Below are 23606 nucleotides of genomic sequence, written 5' to 3' on the forward strand. Positions count from 1 at the left end.
TTGTCCGAAAGAGACCTTACGAGACGCATCCTATCTCACTACTATCCGTGTCACAAGACTCGGGCGACAACGGACTGCCACTGCCCGAAGGACACCGGAGACAAGCTTTGAGCAGCAATCGTAAAGTCATCATTTCCTGCGCCGTGACGGGTTCGGCACACGTACCGTCGATGTCGGAATACCTGCCCATCACGCCAGCCGAGATCCGTGCGCAAGCGCTGGAAGCCGCGCAAGCGGGCGCCGCTATTCTTCATCTGCACGCGCGTGACCCGTCGGACGGACGGCCCACTCCGAAACCAGAAGTCTTCCGCGAGTTCGTGCCCGACATCGCCCGCGAGACCGAAGCCGTCATCAACATTTCCACCGGCGGCAGCACCCGCATGTCGCTCGACGAGCGACTCGCCTACGCGCGATTCGCCAGGCCGGAGATGTGCTCGCTGAACATGGGTTCGATGAACTTCTCGTTGCATCCGATTGCCGAGAAGATGACCTCATGGCGCTTCGACTGGGAAAAGGAATATGTCGAAGGCATGGAGGACATGATCTTCCGCAACACGTTCCGGGACATCAAGAACATCCTGACCGAATTCCGCGATCACGGCACCCGCTTCGAGTTCGAGTGCTACGACGTCGGCCACCTTTACAACCTCGCCCATTTCGTGGACGCGGGCCTGATCAAGCCGCCCTTCTTCATCCAGTCGGTCTTCGGCATCCTGGGCGGTATCGGCTCCGATCCCGAGAACCTGTCCATCATGCGGGCCACCGCCGACCGGCTCTTCGGCCGCGAGAACTATCACTTCTCGATACTCGGCGCAGGCCGCCACCAGATGCCGCTCGTCACCATGGGCGCCATCCTGGGCGGGAACGTCCGTGTGGGCCTGGAAGACAGCGTCTACCTGTCCAAGGGCGTGAAGGCCAGAAGCAACGCCGAACAGGTTCGCAAGATCCGGCGAATCCTTGAGGAGCTTTCCTTTGAGATCGCCACCCCTGCCGAGGCGCGGCAAATGCTGGGCCTCAAAGGCAGGGACGCTGTTTCGTTCTGACGGACCCCTTCATTTTCTTGTCCCGTGCGCGAGGCCAGATGCCAGCTACCGGCATCCGGCCATAACAACAAGAGCCATGGGATCTACACCGGAGACAACTCATGACAACGAATACCGTCGAGCACAGTGACGATGGGCTGCACACGCGCGCCACGCTCAAGGCCATGCTGCGGCTCATCCCGCTTCTGTGCGGCATCTATTTCCTGTCGTTCATCGATCGCACCAACGTGGCACTTGCCAAGGCACATCTGGCTGCAGACCTGGGCATCAGCGCCGCCGCGTATGGGCTTGGCGCCGGCATCTTCTTCCTGGGCTATGCGTTGCTGGAAGTACCCAGCAACCTCATCGCGCATCGCATCGGGCCGCGCCGCTGGATCGCGCGCATCGCCGTCACCTGGGGGGCATTGTCGGCCGGCATGATGTTCGTCCAGGGCGAATGGTCGTTCTACACGCTGCGCGTGCTGTTGGGCATCGCCGAAGCGGGCCTGTTCCCGGCACTGATGTACATGGTTACGCTCTGGTTTGCGCCGAAGGATCGCGCGGTGGCTGTAGGCTGGATCTATACGGCGCCCGCGTTGGCGCTCATCATCGGCAACCCCATCGGCATCGGCCTCATGCAACTGGACGGTATGGCCGGACTCCATGGCTGGCAATGGATGTTTCTGCTGGAAGGCCTGCCTACCGTGGTGATCGGCGTCATCCTCTACTTCATCCTGCCCGATCGGCCGACCGATGTGAAATGGCTGACGCCCGAAGAAAGCCGCTCTCTGGAAGCGCGCGCCGTGATCGACGCACATGGCCACGCGCACCTGCTCTCCGGTGACTGGGTGTCTGCGCTCAAGCGACCCACCACGCTGTGCATCAGCCTGATCTACTTCCTGAACCAGATTGCCTTTGTGGGCCTGTACTTCTTCACACCCTCCATCGTCTCGCAGATGCACGTGAAGTCCCCGGTGCTACTCGCCGTCCTGTCGAGCAGCGTGGGCTTCGGCTTCCTCGTCGGCGTCATGCTGCTGCCGCGCATCCATCGCCGGATGCAGAGCGATTGTGTCTACCTGGGCATCCTGACCGCGGGACAGGTGGTGGCCGCTCTCGCATTCGTCTCCACATCGAACGAAGGCGCGCAGATTGCACTACTGGCCGCAGCAGGATTCTTCGGCGGCGGCGTGTTGCCGTCGTACTGGTCCATCGCCATGAAGCGTCTGCACGGCGTCCGGGCGGCAGCCGGACTGGCGTTCATCAATACCATCGGACTGCTCGGCGGATTCGTCGGCCCCTATCTGTTCGGCTTGGCCGAAACGGCGTCCGGCAAAAGCTCCACCGGCTTCTACGTCATCCTGGCCGCCGCAGTACTTGGCCTTGTCATGATTCCGATGCTCGCGCGCGCCATCCGTACCGAAGGCCAGCCGCTGGCTTCCGACTCCACGGCAGCAATCCGAGGGTCCGGAGTCACGCCCGATTACCAAGGCTAACGCCCGACACTTAGCAAGAAGTACGAAAGAGAGGCAGTCATGAAGCTAGCAGGAAAGGTCGCGATCATTACGGGCGCGGCACAGGGGATCGGCGCGGCAACGGCGCGCAAGTTTGCACAGGAAGGTGCCATTGTCGTGCTGTGCGACCTCAAGCAGGATGCCGTGGGCGAAGTGGTCGATGCGTGTCGGGAAGGCGGCGCGACCGCGCTCGGCTTCGGCCTGGACGTGACCAATCCCACCGCCATTTCCGACATGGTTGCGGAGGTGGTCGCACAATTCGAGCGCGTGGATATCCTGGTGAACAACGCCGGCATTACCCGTGATGCCAAGCTTCAGAAAATGACGTCCAAGCAGTTCGACGACGTCATCGACGTCAACCTTCGCAGCGTGTTCCATGTCACGCAGGCCGTTGTCGACGGCATGGTGGAGCGCGGCTCCGGCGTTATCCTCAATGCCAGCTCCGTGGTAGGCGTGTACGGAAATTTTGGTCAGACGAACTACGCCGCTGCCAAGTTCGGTGTCATCGGCTTCACCAAGACCTGGAGCCGCGAGCTGGGGCCGAAGGGAATCCGTGTGAATGCCGTGGCACCGGGCTTCATCGAAACGCCTATCCTCTCCACCGTGCCTGGCGACGTGCTGGATAAAATGCGCAATCAGGTGCCTTTGCGTCGATTGGGAAAGCCGGAGGAGATCGCGAATATCTATGCCTTCCTCGCCAGCAATGATGCAAGCTATATCAACGGGGCCGTCATCGAAGCGTCCGGCGGCATGACCCTCTGACTTCCCCACCGAACGACATCAGGAGACACGAATGAACGCACTAGCACTGCTGCGGCCACGCCCTGGTCTGCGTGTGCTGATCACGGGTGCCGGCTCCGGCATTGGTGCCGGCATTGCCGAGGCCTTTCTGCAGGCCGAAGCCAGCGTCTACGTCTGTGACGTCGACGGTGCTGCGCTCGACGCGCTGAAAAAGAAGAACCCGGCGTTGCACACCGGCGTTGCGGACGTTGGCAAACGCGAGGACGTCGACCGCATCGTGGCCGATGCCGGCGCCAGGCTGGGAGGCGTCGACATTCTCGTGAACAACGCGGGGATTTCCGGGCCGACCGGAGGCGTGGAGACTATCGACCCGCAGGATTGGGAGCAGACCGTCACGACGAATCTGCACAGCCAGTTCAACTTCGTGCGCGGCGTCGTGCCGTTGATGAAGCAGACCTCGGACTGCCCCGCCATCATCGCCATGTCGTCCGTCGCGGGACGTCTCGGCTATGCCTACCGCACGCCCTACGCCGCAACAAAATGGGCCATCGTGGGGCTGGTGAAATCACTGGCCATCGAACTCGGACCCAGCAACGTCCGCGTCAACGCCATACTGCCTGGTGTCGTGCAAGGCGAACGCATGGACCGCGTCATCGCCGCAAGAGCCGAATCGCTCGGTATCTCGTTCGATGCGATGCGCGAGCAGTATCTGCAGAAGATCTCGTTACGGCGCATGGTGACAGTGGAAGACATCGCAGCCATGACGCTGTTTCTGGCATCACCCGCTGGACGGAACGTTTCCGGGCAGGCCATCAGCGTCGATGGGAATGTCGAGTATCTCTGAGGACGACCGCCGACTACTTCTCAACGAATGCGTGTAGTACCAAAAAAGTCTGAGAGGCCGGCCAGATAAAGCAAACCAAGTTTTGCAGGCCAAGCGCATTCTCAGACTTTTTTTGTTCAGTCACAGGTGCTGTACCGGAGCATCCTTAGGGCTGGCCACCTGGCCGCCGACGCGTTGATGGCTGCGCTCCGCGAAGGCGGCATCAAGACCCCGCGTCGGTGACTGCCCTTTCATCATCGCCATCGCCACTGGCATGCTTCCTGCGGCATTGCAGCAACGGCGCGCTGGTCGTCGCTACAAGGAACCCGCGATGAAAAACCCTTGGCTCAAGAAGAATCCGATGCTGAGCATGTGGCTCAGCGATGCGAATGCGGTGGCTGGCGCAGCGCGGGGGCGCGCTGTGGCCGAGGGCAGGCGCCAGACAGCCGCGGCCACAGCGGCGATGTCACAGGCCGCAACGGATGCGTGGATTGCGGCGCTGACGCCACCGAAGCCTGCGCGCAAGCGTTCGACCAAACGCCGCGGCAAGTAGGCGTGTGCATGCTCTCCGCCGGCAATTTGTACAAGCAAGGGTGTGTATGAGCGACGATATTGGCCCATCCAGGCATAAGGCCCGCCCGGTTCGGCAGACGGACCACGCCCTCGCGGAACCGGACAACTTTGTCAGGGTACGCGGCGCGCGCGAGCACAACCTCAAGAACGTCGATGTCGATATCCCGCGCAATGCGCTGGCGGTTTTCACTGGCGTGTCGGGCAAGTCTTCGCTGGCGTTCGGCACGCTTTACGCGGAGGCGCAGCGGCGCTACTTCGAATCCGTCGCGCCGTATGCAAGGCGGCTGATCGACCAGGTGGGCGTGCCGGAGGTCGACAGCATCGAGGGCTTGCCGCCCGCAGTGGCACTGCAGCAGCAGCGCGGTGCGCCGAACGCGCGATCGACGGTGGGCAGCGTCACCACACTGTCGAGCCTCGTGCGCATGCTGTACTCGCGCGCCGGCACCTATCCTGCGCGGCAGCCGATGCTATACGCCGAGGACTTCTCGCCCAATACCGTGGAGGGCGCCTGCCCGGAATGCCATGGGCTTGGGCGCATCTACGATGTCACCGAGCGGTCGATGGTGCCCGACGATTCGCTGACCATCCGCGAACGCGCCGTGGCCGCCTGGCTGCCGGCGTGGCACGGGCAGAATCTGCGCGATATCCTCGTGACGCTCGGCTACGACGTCGATACGCCGTGGCGTGATCTGCCGAAGAAGGTCTTGTCTCCTGTTTTGTCTCACGCGTAGGACACGCGCGTCATGCCTTTACGTAGGGCGCAATGCCGTGCGTCTGGCGGGCCCAGTACGAGAACGTGGTGTTGACGATGGACGGCTTCAGCAAATAGTCATGCGCTTCCTTGGCGAGGTCGTCGTTGACCGGTGTGAGAGGACCGAAAGCCTGGGCTCGGATCTGCATGCGGGCAGCGCGCTCCAGATAGACGGACAGATAGGTCGCCTCTTCGCACGTATTGCCAGCCGTCAGATAGCCGTGATGCGCGAGGATGATTGCCCGCTTGCCGCCGAGTGCCTCCGAAATGATCACGCCTTCCTGGTCGGCAATGGGCACGCCTGGCCAATCCCCAAGAAACGCGCAGTCGTTGTGCAGGGGCGTCATGTCCATCTGCGCGATCACGAGCGGCTGTCGCGCAGCGGCAAGCGCGCTCGCCCATGGCGAATGGGTATGAATGATGGAATTGACGTCGGGCCGGGCGTCGTAGACCCACAAGTGGAAACGCGTGGCGGGGTTGGCCATGCCCTCCCCGCTCAGCGTGTTCAGATCGCGATCAACCTCGATGAAGTCTGCGGGTGTCGCCTCGTCAAAGCCCAGTCCGAAACGAAGGGTCCAGTACACGCCTGGCCGATTCGAACGGACGCTGATCTGGCCCGCCAGGCCGGCCTCCTGTTCCGTCATGGCCAGGATGCGGCACGCATAGGCCATGGTCTCCTGGGTGGTCCGCGGCTGGCTCCGCAGATGCTTCGCCATGTCGCTCGTGGCGCGCTGGTCGAAGTACGACTTGTCTCTCAAGGGGGCGTTCATACTGGTCTCTCCGGGGTTTTTCCGTTGACCAATGGTCCAAAGGATTGAGAGCCAGTATGGGATTCGGGCTTCCGACGAGCTACGGAGCCGGAGTCATAGCTGCTATTTCAGCGCGTCACGTGTCCATCGACTGAGCGACTTGCAGCGCACGCGACAGCAGCGCCTCCACCAGTGGAAATGGCGGTCGATCGGGATGCGTCACGGCCACCATCCGCCGTCTGAGCAGAGGGGTGTGGATCATGGCCTTGCACAGGCCGTATTCGGCGAGCAATTTGTCCGGCACGCGACTCGGCAAGATACAGGCGCCAACGCCCGTGGAAACGAGCTTCAGGATCGCGTCAACGGTCTCCGCTTCCGCTACATACGTGGCCTTCAGCCCGGCACTGTCAAGCATCCGCCTGAGCGCATACCCCTGAGGAAACGTGACTAGGCGCAGTTCGCGATCTCGTAGGTCCACGCCAGGGGCGCTAGCAACCTGAGACAAGTCGCCGCGCTCCACCAGGCACATCGTATCCTCGAAAAGGGGATGAACGGCAAGGGCCGCCGTGTCCACCGTCGTGTCGTAGGTCACGCCCAGATCCGCCTTGCCGCTCTCCACCAGGGCAACCACCTCCGGAGAGCTTCGCCCCATCATCGAGAGATTGACGCCAGGATGTGCGCTGACGAAGCTTGCGACCACATCGCCGATGAAGTAGTAGCTCACCGTATGAACGAGCGCGAGCCTGACCGTACCTTCCGTATGGCCATGCGCTTCGCGTATCAGATCCACCGCGTGATCGATGGCGCGATACGGACCTTCAATGGCCTCCTGCAGCTCTTGCCCCGCCTCGGTCAATGCGACACCGCGCCCGGTACGCGTAAACAACGCTTTACCCATGTGGGCTTCCAGCGCGGCAAGTTGCTTGCTCACGCCCGATTGCGTTTGTTCGAGGTCGTCCGCAGCCTTCGACAAGGACTTGAGCGACGCAATACGCAGGAAACTGCGCAGCAGGCGATCTGGTGTTTCCATGATGGGGGCGGGGTAGTTTTTCTGCAATTTAGCATGCGGCTTGAGGTTGGCCGCAACAGCCCCGCGGTGTTCGGCGGCGAAGCCACCGCCCGGATGGCTCCCCTGATGCGTGTAGCAATAAAAAAAGCCTGAGAGCCACGCCAGGCATCTCAGACTTTTTTAGTCACTCACAAGCGGCTGTACCCAAACAATAAAGCCTGAGAAATCCGTCCAATAAAAATGGAGATGGCGGAATATTCATTCCAAACAAGGAGTTGTCGCCACGACAACTCCTTGCACGCACAAATGCGCCCTCAACGCCACACTCAGCTATCCGACAATAAAGTCTGAGAAATTTTTGGGAGGGCTACGGCCTGTTTGAGCCAGACCGCTGGCATGACTTGCCGCGAGGGAGCCGGGGACCAACCATCATGCATTCGCCGCCTATGTCACACGTCTGCCGACCACAATGGCGCCCCGACGGGGATGCCTAGCCTTTCAAGCGAGAAGGCTTTGGTGGTGACCGCTCCATTGGTCGGCTAAAGACGGCAGCGATAGGGGGAAACTGGTCTCTGTGGAGAAGAGCTGGAACGACCAGCGCGGGGGCGAAGATAGCCCGTGACTCGAAATGAAAGTCGGAATAAACGGATGATGGAAGGAGCCGACATCTTGCATGCAGGGGGCCTTCAGCATTCCCTTTCATACCTCAAAGAAGATGTCCTCACTAAAGAAGCGAGGATAGCTCACTACCGCTCACTCCGTTTGCAAGGGCTCCACGCATATGCCCTAATAGCTCCTTGGGGCGATTCAATGCAATAAGCATCGAAACCGTGGCCAGACTGCGCAAGGGATTCTGCACATGAAGGGCATAGCCTGCCGCGTGCAACGCCTTTCCCAAGTCTGAATCCAGCCGCCACAAGCCTCTCAGCGACGCAGATCATCTCGGCTGTTTGGCCGCTGCTCAAAAATCGCGTCGAGACCAGCGACCGGCATAAAAACAACTTTAACGTCGCGGACGTGGTGCAGAAATTCAAATTTCCGCAATCCCTTGTCCACACTGGGCTGGCGGGAAATTTCGGCGACCGAAAAAGCGTACTTTTCATCTATCCGCAAAAGCCCGACACGCTTTTTCCCGAATTTGGCTTTACGCTTCTGCCTATCGCTCGACCTCGACTCGAGGGCGGGTCACAGCCGAAAAACGAGGTGAAGGACGCCCTGCGCTAGCTGTAGCAACCAGGTGTCAACCCTGTGCGTGGTGGAGTGCTGTCGCAAGATAGACGCCCGACACGTCAGGGAAAAAATTCCATTTAAAATCAATATCTTGCAGGAGCGCTCAATTCCTCGACAAAGTGGCAGTGGCCAAAACTCCGATCGGAAAATTTCCACCGGACATGAGGCAATGAGTCGTGGCTTGGGCTGAAAATCCGGTGAAACATAGGGGTAAGGAATAGCCGATAGAGGTCTATCGCCCCCTTCGCGGGTTGCGTGGGGTCGATTGATATTTGAGTACCATTTCCTCCATTGCAGGACGAAGAACGCAGCGATCAGGGTGAGAGACGGGGCCAGAGACATGTTGAAGGACAGTAGCAAGCATCTCCTCAAGAAGGTGTTGGACAAGATGTTCGACTCGGTATGGCCGGTCGCGGTGGTCTATGGCAGCTCCATATCCGCATTCCTATTCCAGGACTCCCGGCAATGGCTGGCACAAGAAGTTTCTATCGAACGTTGGGTATGGATCCTGTCCGCGACTGGCCCTTTGGCCCTCCTTCTCACAGCCGGATACCTTTACCGCTGGTGGCGCCGTAGGGACCGGTCGCTCGTGCATAAGGCTGAAGACCAGTCGACAGGATCAATCGCCGACACTACGCCCAATGCACCGTCAAATGCCCCTGAAGCACTACCTGAGCCCTCCACGTTTGAGGAAGGCGAGTTCGATGGAGTGTATTGGCGATGGATCATCGTCGCCCCCGAAGAATTGCGCTCACTGAAGCCTTACTGCGTCCAGTGCGACTACGACCTGAAGCTTAGGAACCCGGATTTGCACTTCGAAGGGCATAACTTCCTGACTTGCAGCGAATGCGGGCACGAAACTCGATTCGACAGCTATGAGGGAGTACCGGGCGTGATTGAACGCGCTGCAAACAAGATTCGCAGGGCAATGCGCAATGAAGGCATACGAAAGACCATCGGGCGGAATGCGAATACACGAAAAGTTAGGCTCGCCAAAGGGCCCTCCAACGTCCCAAAGCCACTCGGAAACCCTTCTCGTGAGGCAGTCCGAACTGCGCTGGATGCAGCTATTGCACTGGAAAAGTATGCACGTGCCTGCGGCGACCGCATTACTGAGATTGAAGACGCCCTAGCTGAGTCAGCTCGTACTCACAGTCACGACCCGCTAGGCGCTCATCCATTTCCAACATTCGCATTTCCTCCTACCTTAGATTGGGACTGCCTTCGTCCTGAAGACGAAACCATCTTGAAGCAGATTGAGGTCGCGAGTGATTCAAGTGCCCGACACCTGAAGGGCCTCGCCGACCAGATTTGGGTCGACCCAGAAGAACATGCGATCGCTAGACAACTCGAATGCGGCAAGTTGGGTTTTGGCGCCTGGAGCGTCGCCACAGTGCTGCGGAACAACTACTCCCTACCCGAAGCCCAGCTAGGGGAGCATGACGCGTACCTTCTTGACATCTTGCAGCGTCCAATCAATGAAGACGAGCAGCTGAACGGCAAGATGGCAGCATAGTGGCGGCTGTACAGCGACGCCGACTCAAGCTTTGGAATAGCCGCACGTCCCACCGCATAAGCAGGCGCTAAATATGATAAAGATCCACCGTTCGGCAGTGCAACCTCCGATGTCATTGGCAAAGGAGGCTATCGAAGTCCGTCTGCAAGCTGCGGAAGCGTTCTTTGCAATCACGGAAATTCAGCGCGGACAGAAGCGTTTCAATTTCAATCTTCAGTTTGCCCAGCCAGAGCTACAGGAGCAGGTACATGCCCTTTTCTTCGACAAGTGCGCATACTGCGAAAGCTACATCCCTGCAAAGGGCAAGCCCACCCCATATCTGGACAGATTCCGCCCAACTTCCGGAGCTATTGGCGCAAACGGGGCAGTTTCACCTGATGCTTATTGGTGGCTCGCCTACGAGTGGGAAAACATGTACTCGTGCTGCGTACATTGCAACCGGGCCAAAGGCAGCCGATTTCCTGTGCGAGGAAAGCGAGCCAGTCCCGGCACGAAAGGCGATGCGCTGAAGAATGAGAAGGCGTTGCTTGTAGACCCTTGCAACGATGAGCCGGACGACCACCTGTTCTTTCACACTGATGGATTGGTGTCGGGGAAGACTTACAAAGGTCGTACCACGGTGGAGGTATTCGCCCTCAACCGAGATGAGCTCGTGAAGCGGCGTGCTGAAGCGGCCCGTCAGTTTGAGATATTTGAGTTGTACGGCATATCGGTAGGAGGAGATGTTGCTTCGAGCGCGCTAGATCCGTCACGGGAATTCACTGCGCTGCGTCGCCAAATGGCTCGGGACTTTGTGAATCAGAGGGAAAACTCCGAGCAAGCAAACGCCGCCAAGCGCCTACAAGATGCTCACGGGCACGACATTCGTGACTATAGCTTGGCAGACCCGGAATCAAATGCCCGCAGATCTCGCGTGCGCACCAGGTATGTTGAGTCGGTCTCCTTAGTCAACGTGGGCATACACGAACACACAGAATTTCGCATTGCCTCTGCAGCGACCGCAGGCGCACCGTGGATGGTCCTTCTCGGAGAGAACGGTGTTGGTAAGAGCACTGTCCTCAAGGCCATCGCGTTTCTGCTTGCAGGCGAGGAAAAGTGGCGAGAACTAGGAGAGTTTTCGGAAGCCTTGATGCCGCGCCGAAACTCAGTCAAGGGGACAATCGGTAAGATTACGTTGGGCCTATCTGATGGTCAGGAGCTCTACATGACCATCGATGCGGATGGGCAACGTATTGAAACTAATGCCCAAGCTCCCAAACTCTTTTTATTGGGATTTGGCGCTACCCGGCTACCGCCCAACAAGCATCATCGCCCGCCCGTAGAGAAGCGTTACACCCGCGTTCTGAACTTATTCGATCCATTCACACCGCTTTGCGACGCCCCATCTTGGCTAGCGTCGCTTTCGCGATTGCAGTTCGAGCGTGCTGGCCGAACGTTGAAGGCACTACTGGACTTGGCAGAGGAAGCGTACTTCGTAAAACGGACTGGGAACGTATATCTGATACATGGCGATTTCGAGCAAGACATCAGAAGTTTGTCGGATGGCTATCAGACCATCATCGGAATCGGCTGCGACATCATGTCTGTGCTGCTCTTGCCGGGTCTGCCAATAGAGCAGGCTGAGGGTATCGTATTGATTGATGAGATAGGTAATCATCTGCATCCGTCTTGGCGAATGCGATTTGTAGCTGCACTGAAGAACGGATTCCCGAGAGTACAGTTCATCGCCACTACTCATGAGCCACTATGTTTGCGTGGCCTCGAAAACGATGAGGCAGCCGTTCTCAAAAGGGACAACGCTCATCGCGTCAGACTAGTGGAAGACCTTCCGCCCATCCGGGGCTTGCTCGTCGATCAAATACTCTCATCGCCCCACTTTGGCCTCCGGAGCACCGTTGATCCTGAGTTTGGCACAATGTTGGACGAGTACTATGAGCTAATAGCGAAGGACGAGCCGACCAAAGACGATCGCGAACGTATGAAGCTTCTCGAACCCGTCATAAGCGACTTGCGTCTCGTCGGTGACAGCCCGCGAGAACAGGCATTACTTCGGACAATTGATTCGTACTTGGCGAGCGCGGAGGCATCGTTGGAGATGATTGACCCTGCTCATTTACCTGAAGAACTAGAAAGGGAACTTTTCTCACTGCTGCAGGCGTCGGGGGACGTTGGGGGCTCCAATGATTAAGGTTCCCAGGAACGTGGACGCGCCTGCGGACCTGGTCAAACTCGCAGCGGTTGAGCTTGCGGCATCGATCGCGCACTATTCGGACCCGGCGAACAAGGAAACGGCCTTCGAGGGTTACAAGGCCTATAAGCACAAGTCTGTCAAAGCGGCATTGAGCAAACTTTTCAATGACAAGTGTGCCTACTGCGAAATGGACTACGGCGGCGCCCCGCTGGACGTGGAACACTTTCGACCGAAGTCGGCGGTCGTTGAGTTGCATCCTACAACCTTCAAGACTGTCAAAAAGGCCCCGGTCATCAAGCCCGGCTATTACTGGCTAGCTGCCGACTGGAGCAACTTGCTTCCATCTTGCATCGACTGCAATCGGCCTCGAACTCAAACCTTCGCCGATGAAGCCGACGCAGTTAGTGGCAAGAGCAATTACTTTCCCCTGGTTCACGGAACCGCTCGGCCCCTTGACCGCGATATCGATATCGAGCAGCAGGAGCAAAGGTTGTTGCTCGATCCTTGCCGCGATGACCCCGAGAGACATCTAGAATTTGGTCGTGGAGGAACAATACGACCGAAGTCGATCCCTGGGGGAACAGACCCGAAAGGCGAGGCTTCGATAAAGGTATATGGGCTTCAGCGCGACCCACTAGTTCGAAAGAGAGAGGCCATACAGATTGCGCTCAGATGGCGGATATACGAGGTCAACCGTGCTGCCAAAACTCTTGCAGTGGACCCTCAGAACGTCGACGCACAACGAGCTCTCCGACGCGTCATCAAGGAGATTGAGGCGCTCTACCTTGCCAAAGACAAGCCCTTCCTCGCGATGTGTCGCCAGATGGTTCGTCAAGGAATAGGGGCACAACTCCGAGCCAAGGCTATTGCAGCTCATGCTGAGCAAGGCGATGTGCGTGAGGCTGCAAACCAGAAAGCAGCTCAATTCCTCGCGTAGATTATGCTGTCCAATGCATCGTGCAAGGACTGGTGTTGCATCTCAGACTTGAAACCGCCCTCACTAACGGCCACGTGCGCAGAAACTTGAAGTCTATGACGTCAGCTACGTATGCCGCGCTTAACACGCGGCATACGCCCCGGAATCTCATGCTTCCACGCCGAAGCGCTCCTTCTTCAAAGACCCATATCTGCTGCCGATATACGTTAGTTACTCATAAGATTCGCACCTAACATTGCCACACCTTCGTCTTCGACCGAGAACTGCAGAAAGAATCACGATGACCTCTGCTCAGGCCTGTAAAAACAATCCGTGATGAACAAATTTCTTGCGCTTTGTATCATCAGCATACCGCTGTCACTGATGTTCAAGTATCCGCCAAATGACAGCGGACAGTGGGCCTCTTGGGTCCAAGCAATCGGTTCAATTGCGGCGATCCTTGGCGCTGTATGGGTAGTCCTACATCAGATAAGGCTGGCCGAAAAGGCACGGCTTAACGCAATTTTGGCAGTTGCTGGGGCTGCGCGAGATTTGGCCACGCAGTTTCGTACGAAATTGAAGAACGAAGAGGAGGGGTACGAGTTAGTCGCGCGATTGCACCAGCCGTCTGTCCTAGGCAACTACTCTGGCGCATTGGCCTCGCTCCAACCTCATGAGATTCGCTCGGCGGTAGGGATTGCAGCGTTCCTAGAACTGCGTAAAGAATTTAACTTCATGGATAGAGCGATTGACGAATATCTTCAAGGCCCCGAGGCCCATCGCACCTTTTCGAGAGCCCTTGTTGACTTCAAAGAAGAGTACCCAAACGATCCTGCCGCCTACCGGGAAGAGTATAAGAGGTGGTCGGAGACCCTCGCAGTACTGGCCGACGAAAGTATGCGAAACGTTGAGAACGCCTTCGACAGGCTTCGTGATTCTGTCGGAAAACACGCCTAACCAGTACCATACGACAGTCGAGCAACAGTTGGCCCGCTCTAGCCCTACGCCTGCATAACGCACGCACTTAAAGAAAGCCTATCTTTTCTTATAGGGGTGCGTCGACCAGTGACACTCAAGCATAGAATACAGTCCGAAACTGGCCGTCCGATACCGACAAACGCCCCACTATCGGCCTGAGTCGGCGTCCACCGTTACTCCCTCTACTCCTTTAGAGTGTCTGTTGCCGCCGCTCTCGGAGCAGTTTGGCGTCGTGTCTGAGTTGTATAGAGACAGACTGCTGATATTCGGGAGGGAACTTGTCCACTCCGGTCGAAAGCAATACCTGATAGTCGGTGTTCTCCTCGTCGAGTACCTTCATCTGCCGCAGCATAAGCACCAGGTTGTCTCGGTCGATCCCCGCTGTCTCCGGGGTATCGATCATTAGCAATCGCGGAAACGGCATGTCATTTTTCAATGACATCACCAAAAGTGTTAGGTAGTAGAGAAATCTCTTCGGAACCTCAGCACTCGCCTCCCGATATTCGCCATTGTTGATCACCGGCATATAGGTGTCTTCATCGATACGCGCGGAGCGACATCTGGCTAGCACCTTCGTCATGAAGCCATCGTAGATCTCGTTAAATCCAGCGATCCGGCCGCTGAGTTCCGCTTTAGACGCCAATTCTAGCTGCTTCACTAGCCCATCAGCAGCTGCACAAATTTCTCGCTTCGAATCAAACGTTTTTTGAAGTCCCTCGACTTTCTCTTCCATCTTTAACGCCTGAAAGAGGTCGTTCTGTTCGTTCTTCAAATCAAAGATCTTTTCGTCGATCTGTTCAACCTGCCAGTCAGCGGCTTCTGCCTGCGGTAGCGCATACGACTTCTCGATTCTGTCTGTAAGCTGCCGGACATCGTCTTCTAATGCGGCTTGATGCGTCATCGTGTCAGAGATTTCGGCGTCCATATCCTCAATGGTCGACAGCATCGTCATCAGCGACTTTTTCTTGGCGCGATAGATGTCTACATACTCCGTGGGACTGTAGAAGAACCGTTGGTAATCATTCTCGTCGACGGGATTTCCGCACACGCAATGCCCCTCTATCCTGGACACTGCATTCAGGCAATATGGACATGTGTCGCTCGAAAAGAGCTTCAACTGCTCATGCGTGAAAATAACCTTGCTAACACGATCAATATCGTCTCGAATCGAGGCTACTACGCTCGCAAGCCTGCCTTTATCCCGAACAAGTAATTCCGCCTCTTCTCGTGTCTGGCGCAGCGATGACACCAGCTCGCCCAGGCGGCGGCGCTCGGCATCAATCGATTGCATGAGCTGAGTCGGCGCGGGATGGGATAGACGCTCCGATCTCGCGCGGACGAGTTTGTCCAGTTGCGAATCGATGTCGGCGATTCGATTCCCGAGAAAATGCGTATTCTGGACCGTTGCGCCACCGCGCTCTCTGAGTACTTCGGCCACAATCTTCTGATACTCAGCCAGAATCGCTCGAGCGGCGTCCAGCTCTCGCTCCGAGCGCTTCAGATCGCCCATCGCTTCATAGAGTGCGAGCAGGGTCTTTCCCACGAGCACCTGAAATATCGCCCGTCGCACCTCCAACGAATCGGACAGGAAATTGCTATTGTCGGCGGGCTTGTAAATGCCATGGGGATCCGGCGCCTGATTGTGGTAGATCAGGCGCATCAGATCGGAGATGTTGAGCTTAAAGTTTCGGCCGCCTTGAAAGATCTCAACGACTGGGATGCCCAGCTTCTCAAGAATCCAGTCAGAGAAGATCCGAGTTTCTGCATCACGCCTAAACAGCGGAAAGGTATCTGCGCTTTGTTCACCGACGTCCCCGAGAGAACCAAGCGACCGGACAGTGATGAGATTTTCCCCAAACTTTCGAATAAGCAAATAGTCAGTAAGATCGATCCGTATCTTTAGCCATACGAAGTTATTCGTATCGCCGGCGATCTCCGCATGCCGATTGTCACTACGCAACTCAAACTCATCCACTTTCCCACCCAATCCGAAATAGATCAGATTGAAAAATGTGGATTTGCCGCTACCGTTGGGCCCTTCGACGATAACAAGTCGCTGCCCGAACTCAGGCGACTCGAACTCGTACCTGTCGCCCTGGTAGCCAACCTGAATAATTTTCAGAGCGCCCATACATTTACCCCACGGCTCTCATACACTTTCTGCAGAAAAGTTTCCATGGTCAGTGTGGACAGCCTCGGAACAACCTTCCTGATTCTGCTGATCCGGGCACGGTCCGCCCCAAAGACCTCGTTGCTCAGGAAATCGCCCGGAAACACGGACCGGTTCAGTTGCACATCTACGACTTCCGGTGTCGCAGACCGTTCGACGCGCAGGAAGCCGCGCCGTTCGAGCGCAAACACCAGCTTGAAAATCTCCCGCTTGTTCAGCTCTCCGTTCGCAAACGTCACAAACAACTGCTCCCGGTCTTCCGCATTACTGATGGTCCTGTCTTCATAGCGCTCGAGGATGCGAACGACCTTCTCATCACCGGCCAACTGCACCAGATAGGAAAGCTTGCGATGATCTTTGAACATACCGTTTGAAGCCGTCAGGATATCGATCAGCAGGAGCAGTTCATACGTGAGGAAGTAAAAATCCTCGCCGCTGATGAAGTTCAGTCGCCGCTTGATGCCGTCTCTCTTGTCCATGTCAGTCAAACGCCAGATAGCATTCATCGAACAGCGACAGAATCGCGCCGCGCAAGGTGTTTTCGTCTTGTATCCGGTAGTGGTAAGTCTTGTTTAGACGCGTCAGCTCTTCCATCGATCGAGTAACCATGTCGGCGAGGATGGCGTCAATTTGCGCGGGGGTAAGCGGCGATGTACGCCCACCCCGACTCGCCTCCAAAATGTCTTCACAGACATCGTATAGCCTGCGCCGCAATGACACATACTCCCGCTGCCATAGGCGCGCCTCGTCCTTTGCAAGACCTACCCGCAACTTCAAGCGTCTCAGCCCTTTTGGCGGGTAGCCAGGTGTTACGGCCTCGATCTTCTCCTGCAGACTGCGCACATCGCTTACATCGATCTCGCTCCAGCTCTCGTGCGCAGGGTCGAATGGCTTTCCCGGAGACTGAACACCAAGCGTTCTCAGAAAAATATTCTCGATATCAGCAGTGCCCAAAAGGCGTGCCATCGGCACTCCGTGCTCGGAGCGCTTCTCAAACTCGCTGCAGATGGCGCCGACGATCACGGACTCCATGCCTTCGTGGCGATAGCTGTAGAACGGGCATTTTCTCACGCAATCGACGGCGGCCTCCTCCAGTTGAGGGTTGCTATCCGTCGTCACAATCCACTCAATCTTAGACAGAAATTGTCCGAACTGCTCGGGCGTCCACGCGGTGATTGCAGCCAAGTGGCCCTGGCCGGTGATTTCGGCATACTGCTTCGCATACTCGTCAAGAATTGACGTCTTGCACAGCGCCAGGTCATCTCCGGATAGCGGCTCCTTCGTGCATAATTTTTTCAGGATTGACGTCTTGCCGGGCGATTCAAGACCGGCTCGCTCGAAAAGCGACTTATCGAACCGCTCATCGCCGGTACTGGCAGAAGCGTAAAAGCTGAATCGGATCGGAGAATCGCCGAGGAACCTGAAATCGAGATCGATAAAGGCGACGACCGTGTTCTTGATCGGTGACGAATTGAATGTCAGCGCAGAACCGTAGTTCTTGTTCTCCTCGACGCACGGTGCATCCGCACCCTGCTCGTGGACTAGGAAGGAATCTTCAAGCAACTCGATCGCACAATAAATGCGATTGTTCCTGTCGAGACCGATTTCCGTGAGCAAGCGGATGCACGCACGCAGCTTCTGGAAGCGATCGCCCTTCTTCTTGTCCCCAGCTTCTCGATCGATCATGATCCCATTGGTACCTAAAATCTGGCTGGATCGTTCTACCTTCACGTCCCTTATAGAACGCAGCGCCACTTCGCATTAGACGCGCGCAAATATAGCAGATATAGCAGATCTACGGCAGGGCGGACCAAATGCCACCGGGCCTGAACGTATAACGGGCTGGCACCGGTCGAGAAATCAGTGGTGCGTGGATCTACGTGGAGCATTGTCCGCGACAGCGCCCCTCTTATCCAATGGGCGTCTTTTTTGGCAATTTTATGTTCGCATACGCAACGCGCTCATACGCCGTTGAACATGCGCAATGCCGCATGCAGTTTTCTGCGAATCGAGCGAAGTGCTCTTGGAAGGTGACCTGCCGTAGCCGCAGTAAGGACCTAGCGTTCACGAACGCGAACTCTCGCCTTCACGCACAACGCAAAAGGGCGAGGGTTGTGCCCTGAAAACTCACCTATATGCCGCCATAGATCGACAATCTGCAAATGGGTCGGTAGCTACCTTCGCCCACAGAAATGCATGCGCGCCAGGAAACGTCGTGGAGAGCTCACCATGCGCAAAGCTACGTCCACACGCGCTCCACCATGATCTTTGCGAGCGTCCACTGCGCAGATTGGCCCGCGAGCTCCTTTTCCTCAGCGAACCAGCCCTGAGCTAGCGGCCGCATCGAGAAGATCATCCGGAATGGGCGATTGCCAACATGAGGCGCGCTTCGAACTCGGGCTCGTCGACGGGATGGCACACTCCAAGTTTCCTTCGCCAATGCACGAACCGTTGAGCACCTGCATGCCAGCGTGCGATCCACGCGCTCCGAATTCCGAGGTGATCGTCGTCACGCAAAGTGCTCATCAGCGGATCAATGAAGGTACAAATTGGGTTCCCACGGCAGGTTCCCCCTTCAGATACCACGTTCACCGTACAGTGGAGGCGACCTAGCGAAACGTGGTGCTAAAAGCCGCAAGCGTATGCATTGGCTCGCGCATCGTGCAACGCGTGATGCTCGCCGCCATGCTTCAGGAAATATGCCACCCGGCGTGCAGCGTTGAGCTGACCACTAATATTCTCCAAGGCCCAGCCGGTTGGCAGCTGGCCACCAAGCAGGATTCGCAGCATTTCGACGTCCACGGTGTGGTCGTAACAGAGGACGGGCTTCGAGGAAGTAGGAATATCCGCAACCCAGTCACGCAACTCCTCCCGCAGACGCTCCAAAGTCATCGCCCTATCTTTGAATTGGCCGAGCTGCGGCACCACCACTGCCCGAACAAAATCACTGCAATACGCCTCGCTATAGTCCGAGCGTTCACCGTAGAACTCAATCCCACTCTCACCAACGATAGCGATACTGAGTACCTCAGGTGCCTGGAAGTCAGTGAATTCCGTGTCAACGAAATAGCGATTACGCCAACCGGAGTGGCTTTCGGGCGACCTCGACCAATTCATTGCGTCATGGAAGCACGTATCGGTCATCGCGGTCTTTGCCTTTCATTTCTCTGCGTGAGCCCGCCAGACGCGTCGGCCCCGCGCATAGCCCGTTGCAAAGCCGTGCGGCACCGAGAATTTCCGGCCTTCTGTTGTCGTGAATTGCGTCACGGTGAGTAGTTTCCGATGGCTCTCGCTGTATTCGCTAGCCCCGACCCGGATCTCGCTCAAAGGATCTAGGTGCCAGTTCTCAGCATGGTCCATCTGACGAGTGCTTACTACTGCCGCCCCGCGTACCACGCTGGCGCCATCGAGAAACTGATTCAGGGAGGCGGCTCCCCGGGTGAGATCCATCCAGACGACTCGCGGTATTTCACGAGTTCGCTTCTGCGCCACGCGAAGAACAAGCAAATCACCCGGCGTCCATTGCTCGAGCACTGCCCACACACCCGCGCCATCGCCAACGAGCGCCGACTGAAGCGGCAAACGATTTTCGTCCTGAATCAGAAACATATCCATAAAAGCCAAAGAGCCACAACATTCCCAAAATGGGTCGTAAATGCCGTGGCCAAGTAGCCATCATACCGTGACCATCGCGGGATGCAAAGAGTGTCAGTCAAACAGGACGATGCAGGACACTTGGCCGCGATTGGGGCGGCGGTTCGCGCTCGCCGGTTTGAACTCGGCGTCTCCCAAGAAGCTCTTGCACACGCAACCGGTATCGACCGCAGCCATATGGGCCGCATAGAGCGCGGCGAGCGCAATCTGTCCGTACTGAACCTCATAAAGGTTGCATCCGCGTTGGACATCGCCCCATCCAAGCTCCTATTGGTATCGGGTCTGTAGGAGCACAGATGGCCTCAGGCCTGACGGTTGAGGTGCCTTCTGAGAGGCCGTTTGATTCCGACGCCAGGCAATCGGATGGAACTAGAGCTGTCTCACCAATCATGCGAGACCGCAAGCGTCCGCAGTTTGTGCATCGAACACGGCGATGGTGTACCCAAACTGAACACCGTGGAATACATCGCTGCCGTGCCACACTTGCGGCTGTCCCTCATCGAAGGATGAAGAGCCAGTAACGAGTCCGGATAACCTCCCCTCCCAAGTCAGTCGTCACTGGAAAAATACTCCTCAAGTGAAAGTTTGTCCTGCTGACGAGCCTCATGCTCGTCAATAGACTCTTGCACTTCAGGAAAGACTGGCACGCCAGCAGCAGCGGCTGCGAGTTCGCCGCGCTCTTCCTTCTCGCGCTGCTGCAGTTCTTTTCTTGCCGCCTTGTCTATTACTGCAGGCCCATGCCACGCCGCCACTTGTGCATCATGGATGTGCTTCAGTTCCGCCAACCCGTCTGCCGGCACCCGGCTTGACATTTTTCGCTTCGGATTGTCGAACGTCGCTCTCAATTCCTCCAGGCGGGCTTCTTCCGCATCCATATGCCAGCAATCCTCAAACGCTAGCACCTCGAGGCGATCGCGATCAGGATTGCAGTGCGCCGCCGAGTCGTCGATCGGCGCGAGAAGCACCCAGTCCGCTTCGCCCCGCCGCCACCAGGCGAAATTCCTGTACGGCTTCACGAAGACCTCAATTTTCGCTTCACTAGGGATTGTCCCCGTGTCTACAAGCGCACCAGCATAGTCCAGCAACGCTCGGGCGCCCTCTTCTCCTTCCGCCACGCTTGACGGGCTGCCGTAGAACAACTGCCCGACCTTGACCCTCCCCCCGGTGACGGTGCAGTACTTGCATTCCACAATCGAGGCAAGCAAATCGACAGCAGGCCGTGCGAGCGCAGCGTTGCCGCGGCGCAGCTTCTGGTGTTCGGCCAGCAGACGCGCAGGGGTTGGCTCGACGTGCGCGAGAAACATTTGCTCATCCAGTGCCGTCGGCTTTTGACTCCGCGTCAGGTTCAGCCTGTTGATGGCCTCGATGACGAGAATCTCGAACGCTTTCGGGGTGATCAAAAGCAATTCGTTCGAGTTTCGCTTGCTCCGCTTGCGGAGTCCTGCCTGTTGGATTGACTTGAGCGTGATCACTCCGGCAGGCAGCGCCCGTAGCCGACGCAGGATCCTGTCGCGCAACAGTTCGCCCATGGGACCGATGGCGCGCAAGATCCTGTTGGCGCGCATCGCCCCCTTAAATCGACCAATCCCACCTTCGATACCGCCCTTGTCCTGCGGTGCAGCCGCCCTTGTCAGGCGCACGTCAATCTGGATCCCATCGACGGTCCAATCCAGCATCTTGTGCGCGGCCCCGGGACCTCGATCCATGACGACCTGGTCAAATTGTCCGGTCACGATACCCGGATAGTCGGATGGGTCCAGGCCAAGCTGCCACAGCCGCTCGTCTTTGGGCGTCAGGATGTTGTAAAGCAGATGCCGATACTGCTCTGCACTTTCCTGCCCTGCGCTGACGAGCCATCCTGCGAAGGCATTGCTCTTGCGGCAGATTCCCAGTAGCACAGTGGGGAGCCCGCAATGCCGACAATTATCGGACGAGACATTCTGGCTCTTGTCGTCGGCCAAAACCAGACAGACCTCCGGAAACTCGGCACCGTCCAGATCCGAGATATCCAGCGCTCCAAAAGTCAGGTCCTTGGCACTACCTCCCTGGACATTGGCATGTTGGCGGTCGAGTGGCTTCAAAGTGGGGTATTCGAGCAGCAAGGCATTCCTGTGATAAATGAGCGCCCGAGGGCGAGGAATCGTCTTGGCGTCGACGGGAATCTTTGTTCCATCCCCCAGTTGAGTCTGCCAGCAGCAATTTTGCTTGAAGAACTCCAGGAAGGCTTTACGGTTCCAGATCAATCGACGAGCACCATCCTTATGGAGCTCGATCATCCCGTCGATCGCCATTCGCAACCGACCAATCCAGAACGCATCGACGCGATTGACGCCCTGGCGATTGACTCGCCCATAACGACGCTGCGCCGCGTCACTACGACCAGACTTTCGCGCGCCTTCCAGTTGCCATTTCGCATAGCCTGGCCGGCCGCAATTGCGGGTACGGGGTCGCAACCCGTCATAACCGCCAAATCGGAGAAAGATGCCCATCACACGCTCTATCTCATAGCGCGTGGTACTCGTACCCGCAATGACATCGTCAATCAAGCGGTGCCGCCAGACCGGGTCGAGATACAGATCTGCAAAACTATGCTCCCCGAGCAAAGACCACTCGATATGTTTTGGCGATACCATACCCTTGATCTTGTCCCAGCGACGGGTCCACTTTTCCGCAACTTTCTTCTTGCTCGCCTCGCTTTCACGATCCGCCCGTTGCGCATGAGCCGTCTCAGATTCCGAACGCTCAACGGTGATCGATGGAAAGGGATCTGGTACGGCTTCCACGGCCGCGTCTGGGAGCCTCATCAGCTCGTCATAGCTTTTGACCACCAGTTGTCTGTCCAGAGAGAATCTCTTGTCATCCAGATCAAAGAAGACCATGAGTTTCTTGTCGGGATCGGCATGCACGAACCGATAGCAGTGTGGTCCACGACCCGTCAGGTCACACCGCAGCGTGGTCCGGAACGACTCAAAGGGGCAAGGATCAAGGTTCACGGCACGCCTCCTTTAGGATCAGATTCTGATATGGCAGCAATCTGTGCTCGGGATCAATCTGAAGGAAGCCATAGGCGTGCGCCGTACACAACAAATTGAAGGCATGGCCGAATCCACATCCAACACTGGCGGCCATCACATGCATGCAATCGTCGAGTGTCAGGTCGTCAGCTCGGAACCGCTCGTGGTTCGCCAGTAGCAGGCTGGCGAAATGCCGGGCCTCGGCCTTCAGTCCGCAGATGTCGAGACCCAGCAGGGTCTGGTAGCAGCGTGCCGCATTGTGCAATGCCACCTTTGAGATCGATCTGACGTCCACCAGTTCGACCGTCACCCCCCGCGCGACAAGCGGTGCCTCCAGCCGGGCCATCCGACTCTCGGTCACAAACAGTGCATGCAGATGGGGTTGGCCGGGATTACTGAGCAGCTCGATGGTCAGCATGCAATCCACCAGTGGCGGGAGCGAGCGCCCAGTTTTCGCGAAGGGATCCACATAGGCATAGTTGCCGCGCACCTCATATACATAGGGATTTAGCTTCAGAAGTAGATCCAACGCGGCAAGGCCAGCGCCAGGGGAAACGTGACGCTGGTTTCCCTTCAGACAGTTCGTGATGGCGACCGTCGCGTAACGACGCTTTCGTATCCTGGCAAACCGTTCGGGCGAGTAACGAACGCCCGTGAGATTGCCGAGCGCGTCGCGTTCGGGCATCGACAACTGCGGATCCGGCACGCAGAGATCAGGAAACCGTTCAAGTTGCACGTTCATTTGGCGAACTCCTACC

Annotated in this window: 19 protein-coding genes and 1 pseudogene; 11 read left to right on the top strand and 9 right to left on the bottom strand. The window is 57.3% G+C overall.

Annotation, left to right across the window (positions count from 1 at the left end; translation table 11 throughout):
• The first annotated feature begins 107 nt into the window (after positions 1–107).
• From kce to MFF62_RS07670, 6 genes and pseudogenes are all read left to right on the top strand, one after another.
• Positions 108–1043: a 3,5-dioxohexanoate:acetyl-CoA acetone transferase gene (gene kce / locus MFF62_RS07645; protein WP_283205327.1), complete on the top strand. Its 936-nt coding sequence runs from the start codon at positions 108–110 to the stop codon at positions 1041–1043.
• 101 nt (positions 1044–1144) lie between these two features.
• Positions 1145–2515 carry an MFS transporter gene (locus tag MFF62_RS07650; RefSeq protein WP_238261800.1) on the top strand — a complete coding sequence of 457 codons (1371 nt, stop codon included), beginning with the start codon at positions 1145–1147 and terminating at the stop codon, positions 2513–2515.
• Between the two features lie 39 nt (positions 2516–2554).
• Complete coding sequence (locus MFF62_RS07655; protein ID WP_238261802.1) at positions 2555–3295, top strand: beta-ketoacyl-ACP reductase; 741 nt, start codon at positions 2555–2557, stop codon at positions 3293–3295.
• Positions 3296–3326: 31 nt separating this feature from the next.
• Positions 3327–4118, top strand: a complete 792-nt coding sequence (locus tag MFF62_RS07660; RefSeq protein ID WP_238261804.1) for an SDR family oxidoreductase — start codon at positions 3327–3329, stop codon at positions 4116–4118.
• 310 nt (positions 4119–4428) lie between these two features.
• Complete coding sequence (locus tag MFF62_RS07665) at positions 4429–4650, top strand: hypothetical protein (protein WP_238261806.1); 222 nt, start codon at positions 4429–4431, stop codon at positions 4648–4650.
• A 46-nt stretch (positions 4651–4696) separates the two neighbouring features.
• Positions 4697–5371: pseudogene (locus MFF62_RS07670) on the top strand (excinuclease ABC subunit A); the annotation flags it as partial.
• A 40-nt stretch (positions 5372–5411) separates the two neighbouring features.
• On the opposite strand, the gene MFF62_RS07675 reads toward MFF62_RS07670, so the two are convergent.
• Together MFF62_RS07675 and MFF62_RS07680 are read right to left on the bottom strand one after the other, a co-directional pair.
• The gene (locus tag MFF62_RS07675) at positions 5412–6191 is read right to left on the bottom strand and encodes an aldolase (protein ID WP_238261808.1); all 780 of its coding nucleotides are present in this window, start codon (positions 6189–6191) and stop codon (positions 5412–5414) included.
• Positions 6192–6306: 115 nt separating this feature from the next.
• On the bottom strand, positions 6307–7200 hold the full coding sequence (locus tag MFF62_RS07680; protein ID WP_238261810.1) for a LysR family transcriptional regulator: 894 nt from the start codon (positions 7198–7200) through the stop codon (positions 6307–6309).
• A gap of 1549 nt (positions 7201–8749) precedes the next feature.
• Here MFF62_RS07680 and MFF62_RS07685 point away from each other — a divergent pair.
• The 4 genes from MFF62_RS07685 to MFF62_RS07700 all read left to right on the top strand — a co-directional run bounded on the left by MFF62_RS07685 (position 8750) and on the right by MFF62_RS07700 (position 13989).
• Positions 8750–9925 (top strand): hypothetical protein, encoded by a 1176-nt coding sequence (locus tag MFF62_RS07685; RefSeq protein ID WP_238261812.1) that lies wholly within the window; start codon positions 8750–8752, stop codon positions 9923–9925.
• Positions 9926–9998: 73 nt separating this feature from the next.
• Positions 9999–12113, top strand: coding sequence for an AAA family ATPase (locus MFF62_RS07690; protein ID WP_238261814.1), 2115 nt, complete (start codon positions 9999–10001; stop codon positions 12111–12113).
• A complete protein-coding gene (locus MFF62_RS07695; protein WP_238261816.1) occupies positions 12106–13053 on the top strand; it encodes an HNH endonuclease family protein in 948 nt (315 codons plus the stop codon). Before MFF62_RS07690 ends, MFF62_RS07695 begins: the two co-directional genes overlap by 8 nt.
• A gap of 315 nt (positions 13054–13368) precedes the next feature.
• Positions 13369–13989, top strand: a complete 621-nt coding sequence (locus MFF62_RS07700) for a hypothetical protein (RefSeq protein WP_238261818.1) — start codon at positions 13369–13371, stop codon at positions 13987–13989.
• Between the two features lie 211 nt (positions 13990–14200).
• Here the strand turns inward: MFF62_RS07700 and MFF62_RS07705 are convergent, their stop codons facing one another.
• From MFF62_RS07705 to MFF62_RS07725, 5 genes are all read right to left on the bottom strand, one after another.
• Positions 14201–16141, bottom strand: a complete 1941-nt coding sequence (locus tag MFF62_RS07705; RefSeq protein ID WP_238261820.1) for an ATP-binding protein — start codon at positions 16139–16141, stop codon at positions 14201–14203.
• Complete coding sequence (locus tag MFF62_RS07710) at positions 16129–16659, bottom strand: hypothetical protein (protein ID WP_238261821.1); 531 nt, start codon at positions 16657–16659, stop codon at positions 16129–16131. The genes MFF62_RS07705 and MFF62_RS07710 overlap by 13 nt, the downstream gene beginning before the upstream one ends.
• A gap of 1 nt (position 16660) precedes the next feature.
• Positions 16661–17866 (bottom strand): hypothetical protein, encoded by a 1206-nt coding sequence (locus MFF62_RS07715; protein ID WP_238261823.1) that lies wholly within the window; start codon positions 17864–17866, stop codon positions 16661–16663.
• A gap of 939 nt (positions 17867–18805) precedes the next feature.
• Entirely contained in the window at positions 18806–19324 is a 519-nt protein-coding gene (locus tag MFF62_RS07720) for a 3'-5' exonuclease family protein (RefSeq protein WP_238261825.1), read from the bottom strand.
• Between the two features lie 15 nt (positions 19325–19339).
• Positions 19340–19789 (bottom strand): hypothetical protein, encoded by a 450-nt coding sequence (locus MFF62_RS07725; RefSeq protein WP_238261827.1) that lies wholly within the window; start codon positions 19787–19789, stop codon positions 19340–19342.
• Between the two features lie 87 nt (positions 19790–19876).
• On the opposite strand from MFF62_RS07725, the gene MFF62_RS07730 reads away from it, so the two are divergent.
• Entirely contained in the window at positions 19877–20122 is a 246-nt protein-coding gene (locus tag MFF62_RS07730) for a helix-turn-helix domain-containing protein (RefSeq protein WP_238261829.1), read from the top strand.
• 260 nt (positions 20123–20382) lie between these two features.
• Here MFF62_RS07730 and MFF62_RS07735 read toward each other — a convergent pair whose 3' ends face one another.
• Positions 20383–22827, bottom strand: a complete 2445-nt coding sequence (locus MFF62_RS07735; protein ID WP_238261831.1) for a hypothetical protein — start codon at positions 22825–22827, stop codon at positions 20383–20385.
• The gene (locus MFF62_RS07740; RefSeq protein WP_238261833.1) at positions 22817–23590 is read right to left on the bottom strand and encodes a hypothetical protein; all 774 of its coding nucleotides are present in this window, start codon (positions 23588–23590) and stop codon (positions 22817–22819) included. Before MFF62_RS07740 ends, MFF62_RS07735 begins: the two co-directional genes overlap by 11 nt.
• Positions 23591–23606: the final 16 nt, after the last annotated feature.

Source organism: Cupriavidus pauculus, assembly GCF_022179805.1.
Taxonomy (GTDB): Bacteria; Pseudomonadota; Gammaproteobacteria; order Burkholderiales; family Burkholderiaceae; genus Cupriavidus; species Cupriavidus pauculus_E.

Excerpts from the sequence above, each read along its gene's own strand:
- MFF62_RS07650 (WP_238261800.1), top strand. The coding sequence starts at position 1,145 with ATGACAACGAATACCGTCGAGCACAGTGACGATGGGCTGCACACGCGC.
- MFF62_RS07655 (WP_238261802.1), top strand. The coding sequence starts at position 2,555 with ATGAAGCTAGCAGGAAAGGTCGCGATCATTACGGGCGCGGCACAGGGG.
- MFF62_RS07660 (WP_238261804.1), top strand. The coding sequence starts at position 3,327 with ATGAACGCACTAGCACTGCTGCGGCCACGCCCTGGTCTGCGTGTGCTG.
- MFF62_RS07665 (WP_238261806.1), top strand. The coding sequence starts at position 4,429 with ATGAAAAACCCTTGGCTCAAGAAGAATCCGATGCTGAGCATGTGGCTC.
- MFF62_RS07675 (WP_238261808.1), bottom strand. The coding sequence starts at position 6,191 with ATGAACGCCCCCTTGAGAGACAAGTCGTACTTCGACCAGCGCGCCACG.
- MFF62_RS07680 (WP_238261810.1), bottom strand. The coding sequence starts at position 7,200 with ATGGAAACACCAGATCGCCTGCTGCGCAGTTTCCTGCGTATTGCGTCG.
- MFF62_RS07685 (WP_238261812.1), top strand. The coding sequence starts at position 8,750 with ATGTTGAAGGACAGTAGCAAGCATCTCCTCAAGAAGGTGTTGGACAAG.
- MFF62_RS07690 (WP_238261814.1), top strand. The coding sequence starts at position 9,999 with ATGATAAAGATCCACCGTTCGGCAGTGCAACCTCCGATGTCATTGGCA.
- MFF62_RS07695 (WP_238261816.1), top strand. The coding sequence starts at position 12,106 with ATGATTAAGGTTCCCAGGAACGTGGACGCGCCTGCGGACCTGGTCAAA.
- MFF62_RS07700 (WP_238261818.1), top strand. The coding sequence starts at position 13,369 with ATGAACAAATTTCTTGCGCTTTGTATCATCAGCATACCGCTGTCACTG.
- MFF62_RS07705 (WP_238261820.1), bottom strand. The coding sequence starts at position 16,141 with ATGGGCGCTCTGAAAATTATTCAGGTTGGCTACCAGGGCGACAGGTAC.
- MFF62_RS07710 (WP_238261821.1), bottom strand. The coding sequence starts at position 16,659 with ATGGACAAGAGAGACGGCATCAAGCGGCGACTGAACTTCATCAGCGGC.
- MFF62_RS07715 (WP_238261823.1), bottom strand. The coding sequence starts at position 17,866 with ATGATCGATCGAGAAGCTGGGGACAAGAAGAAGGGCGATCGCTTCCAG.
- MFF62_RS07720 (WP_238261825.1), bottom strand. The coding sequence starts at position 19,324 with ATGACCGATACGTGCTTCCATGACGCAATGAATTGGTCGAGGTCGCCC.
- MFF62_RS07725 (WP_238261827.1), bottom strand. The coding sequence starts at position 19,789 with ATGTTTCTGATTCAGGACGAAAATCGTTTGCCGCTTCAGTCGGCGCTC.
- MFF62_RS07730 (WP_238261829.1), top strand. The coding sequence starts at position 19,877 with ATGCAAAGAGTGTCAGTCAAACAGGACGATGCAGGACACTTGGCCGCG.
- MFF62_RS07740 (WP_238261833.1), bottom strand. The coding sequence starts at position 23,590 with ATGAACGTGCAACTTGAACGGTTTCCTGATCTCTGCGTGCCGGATCCG.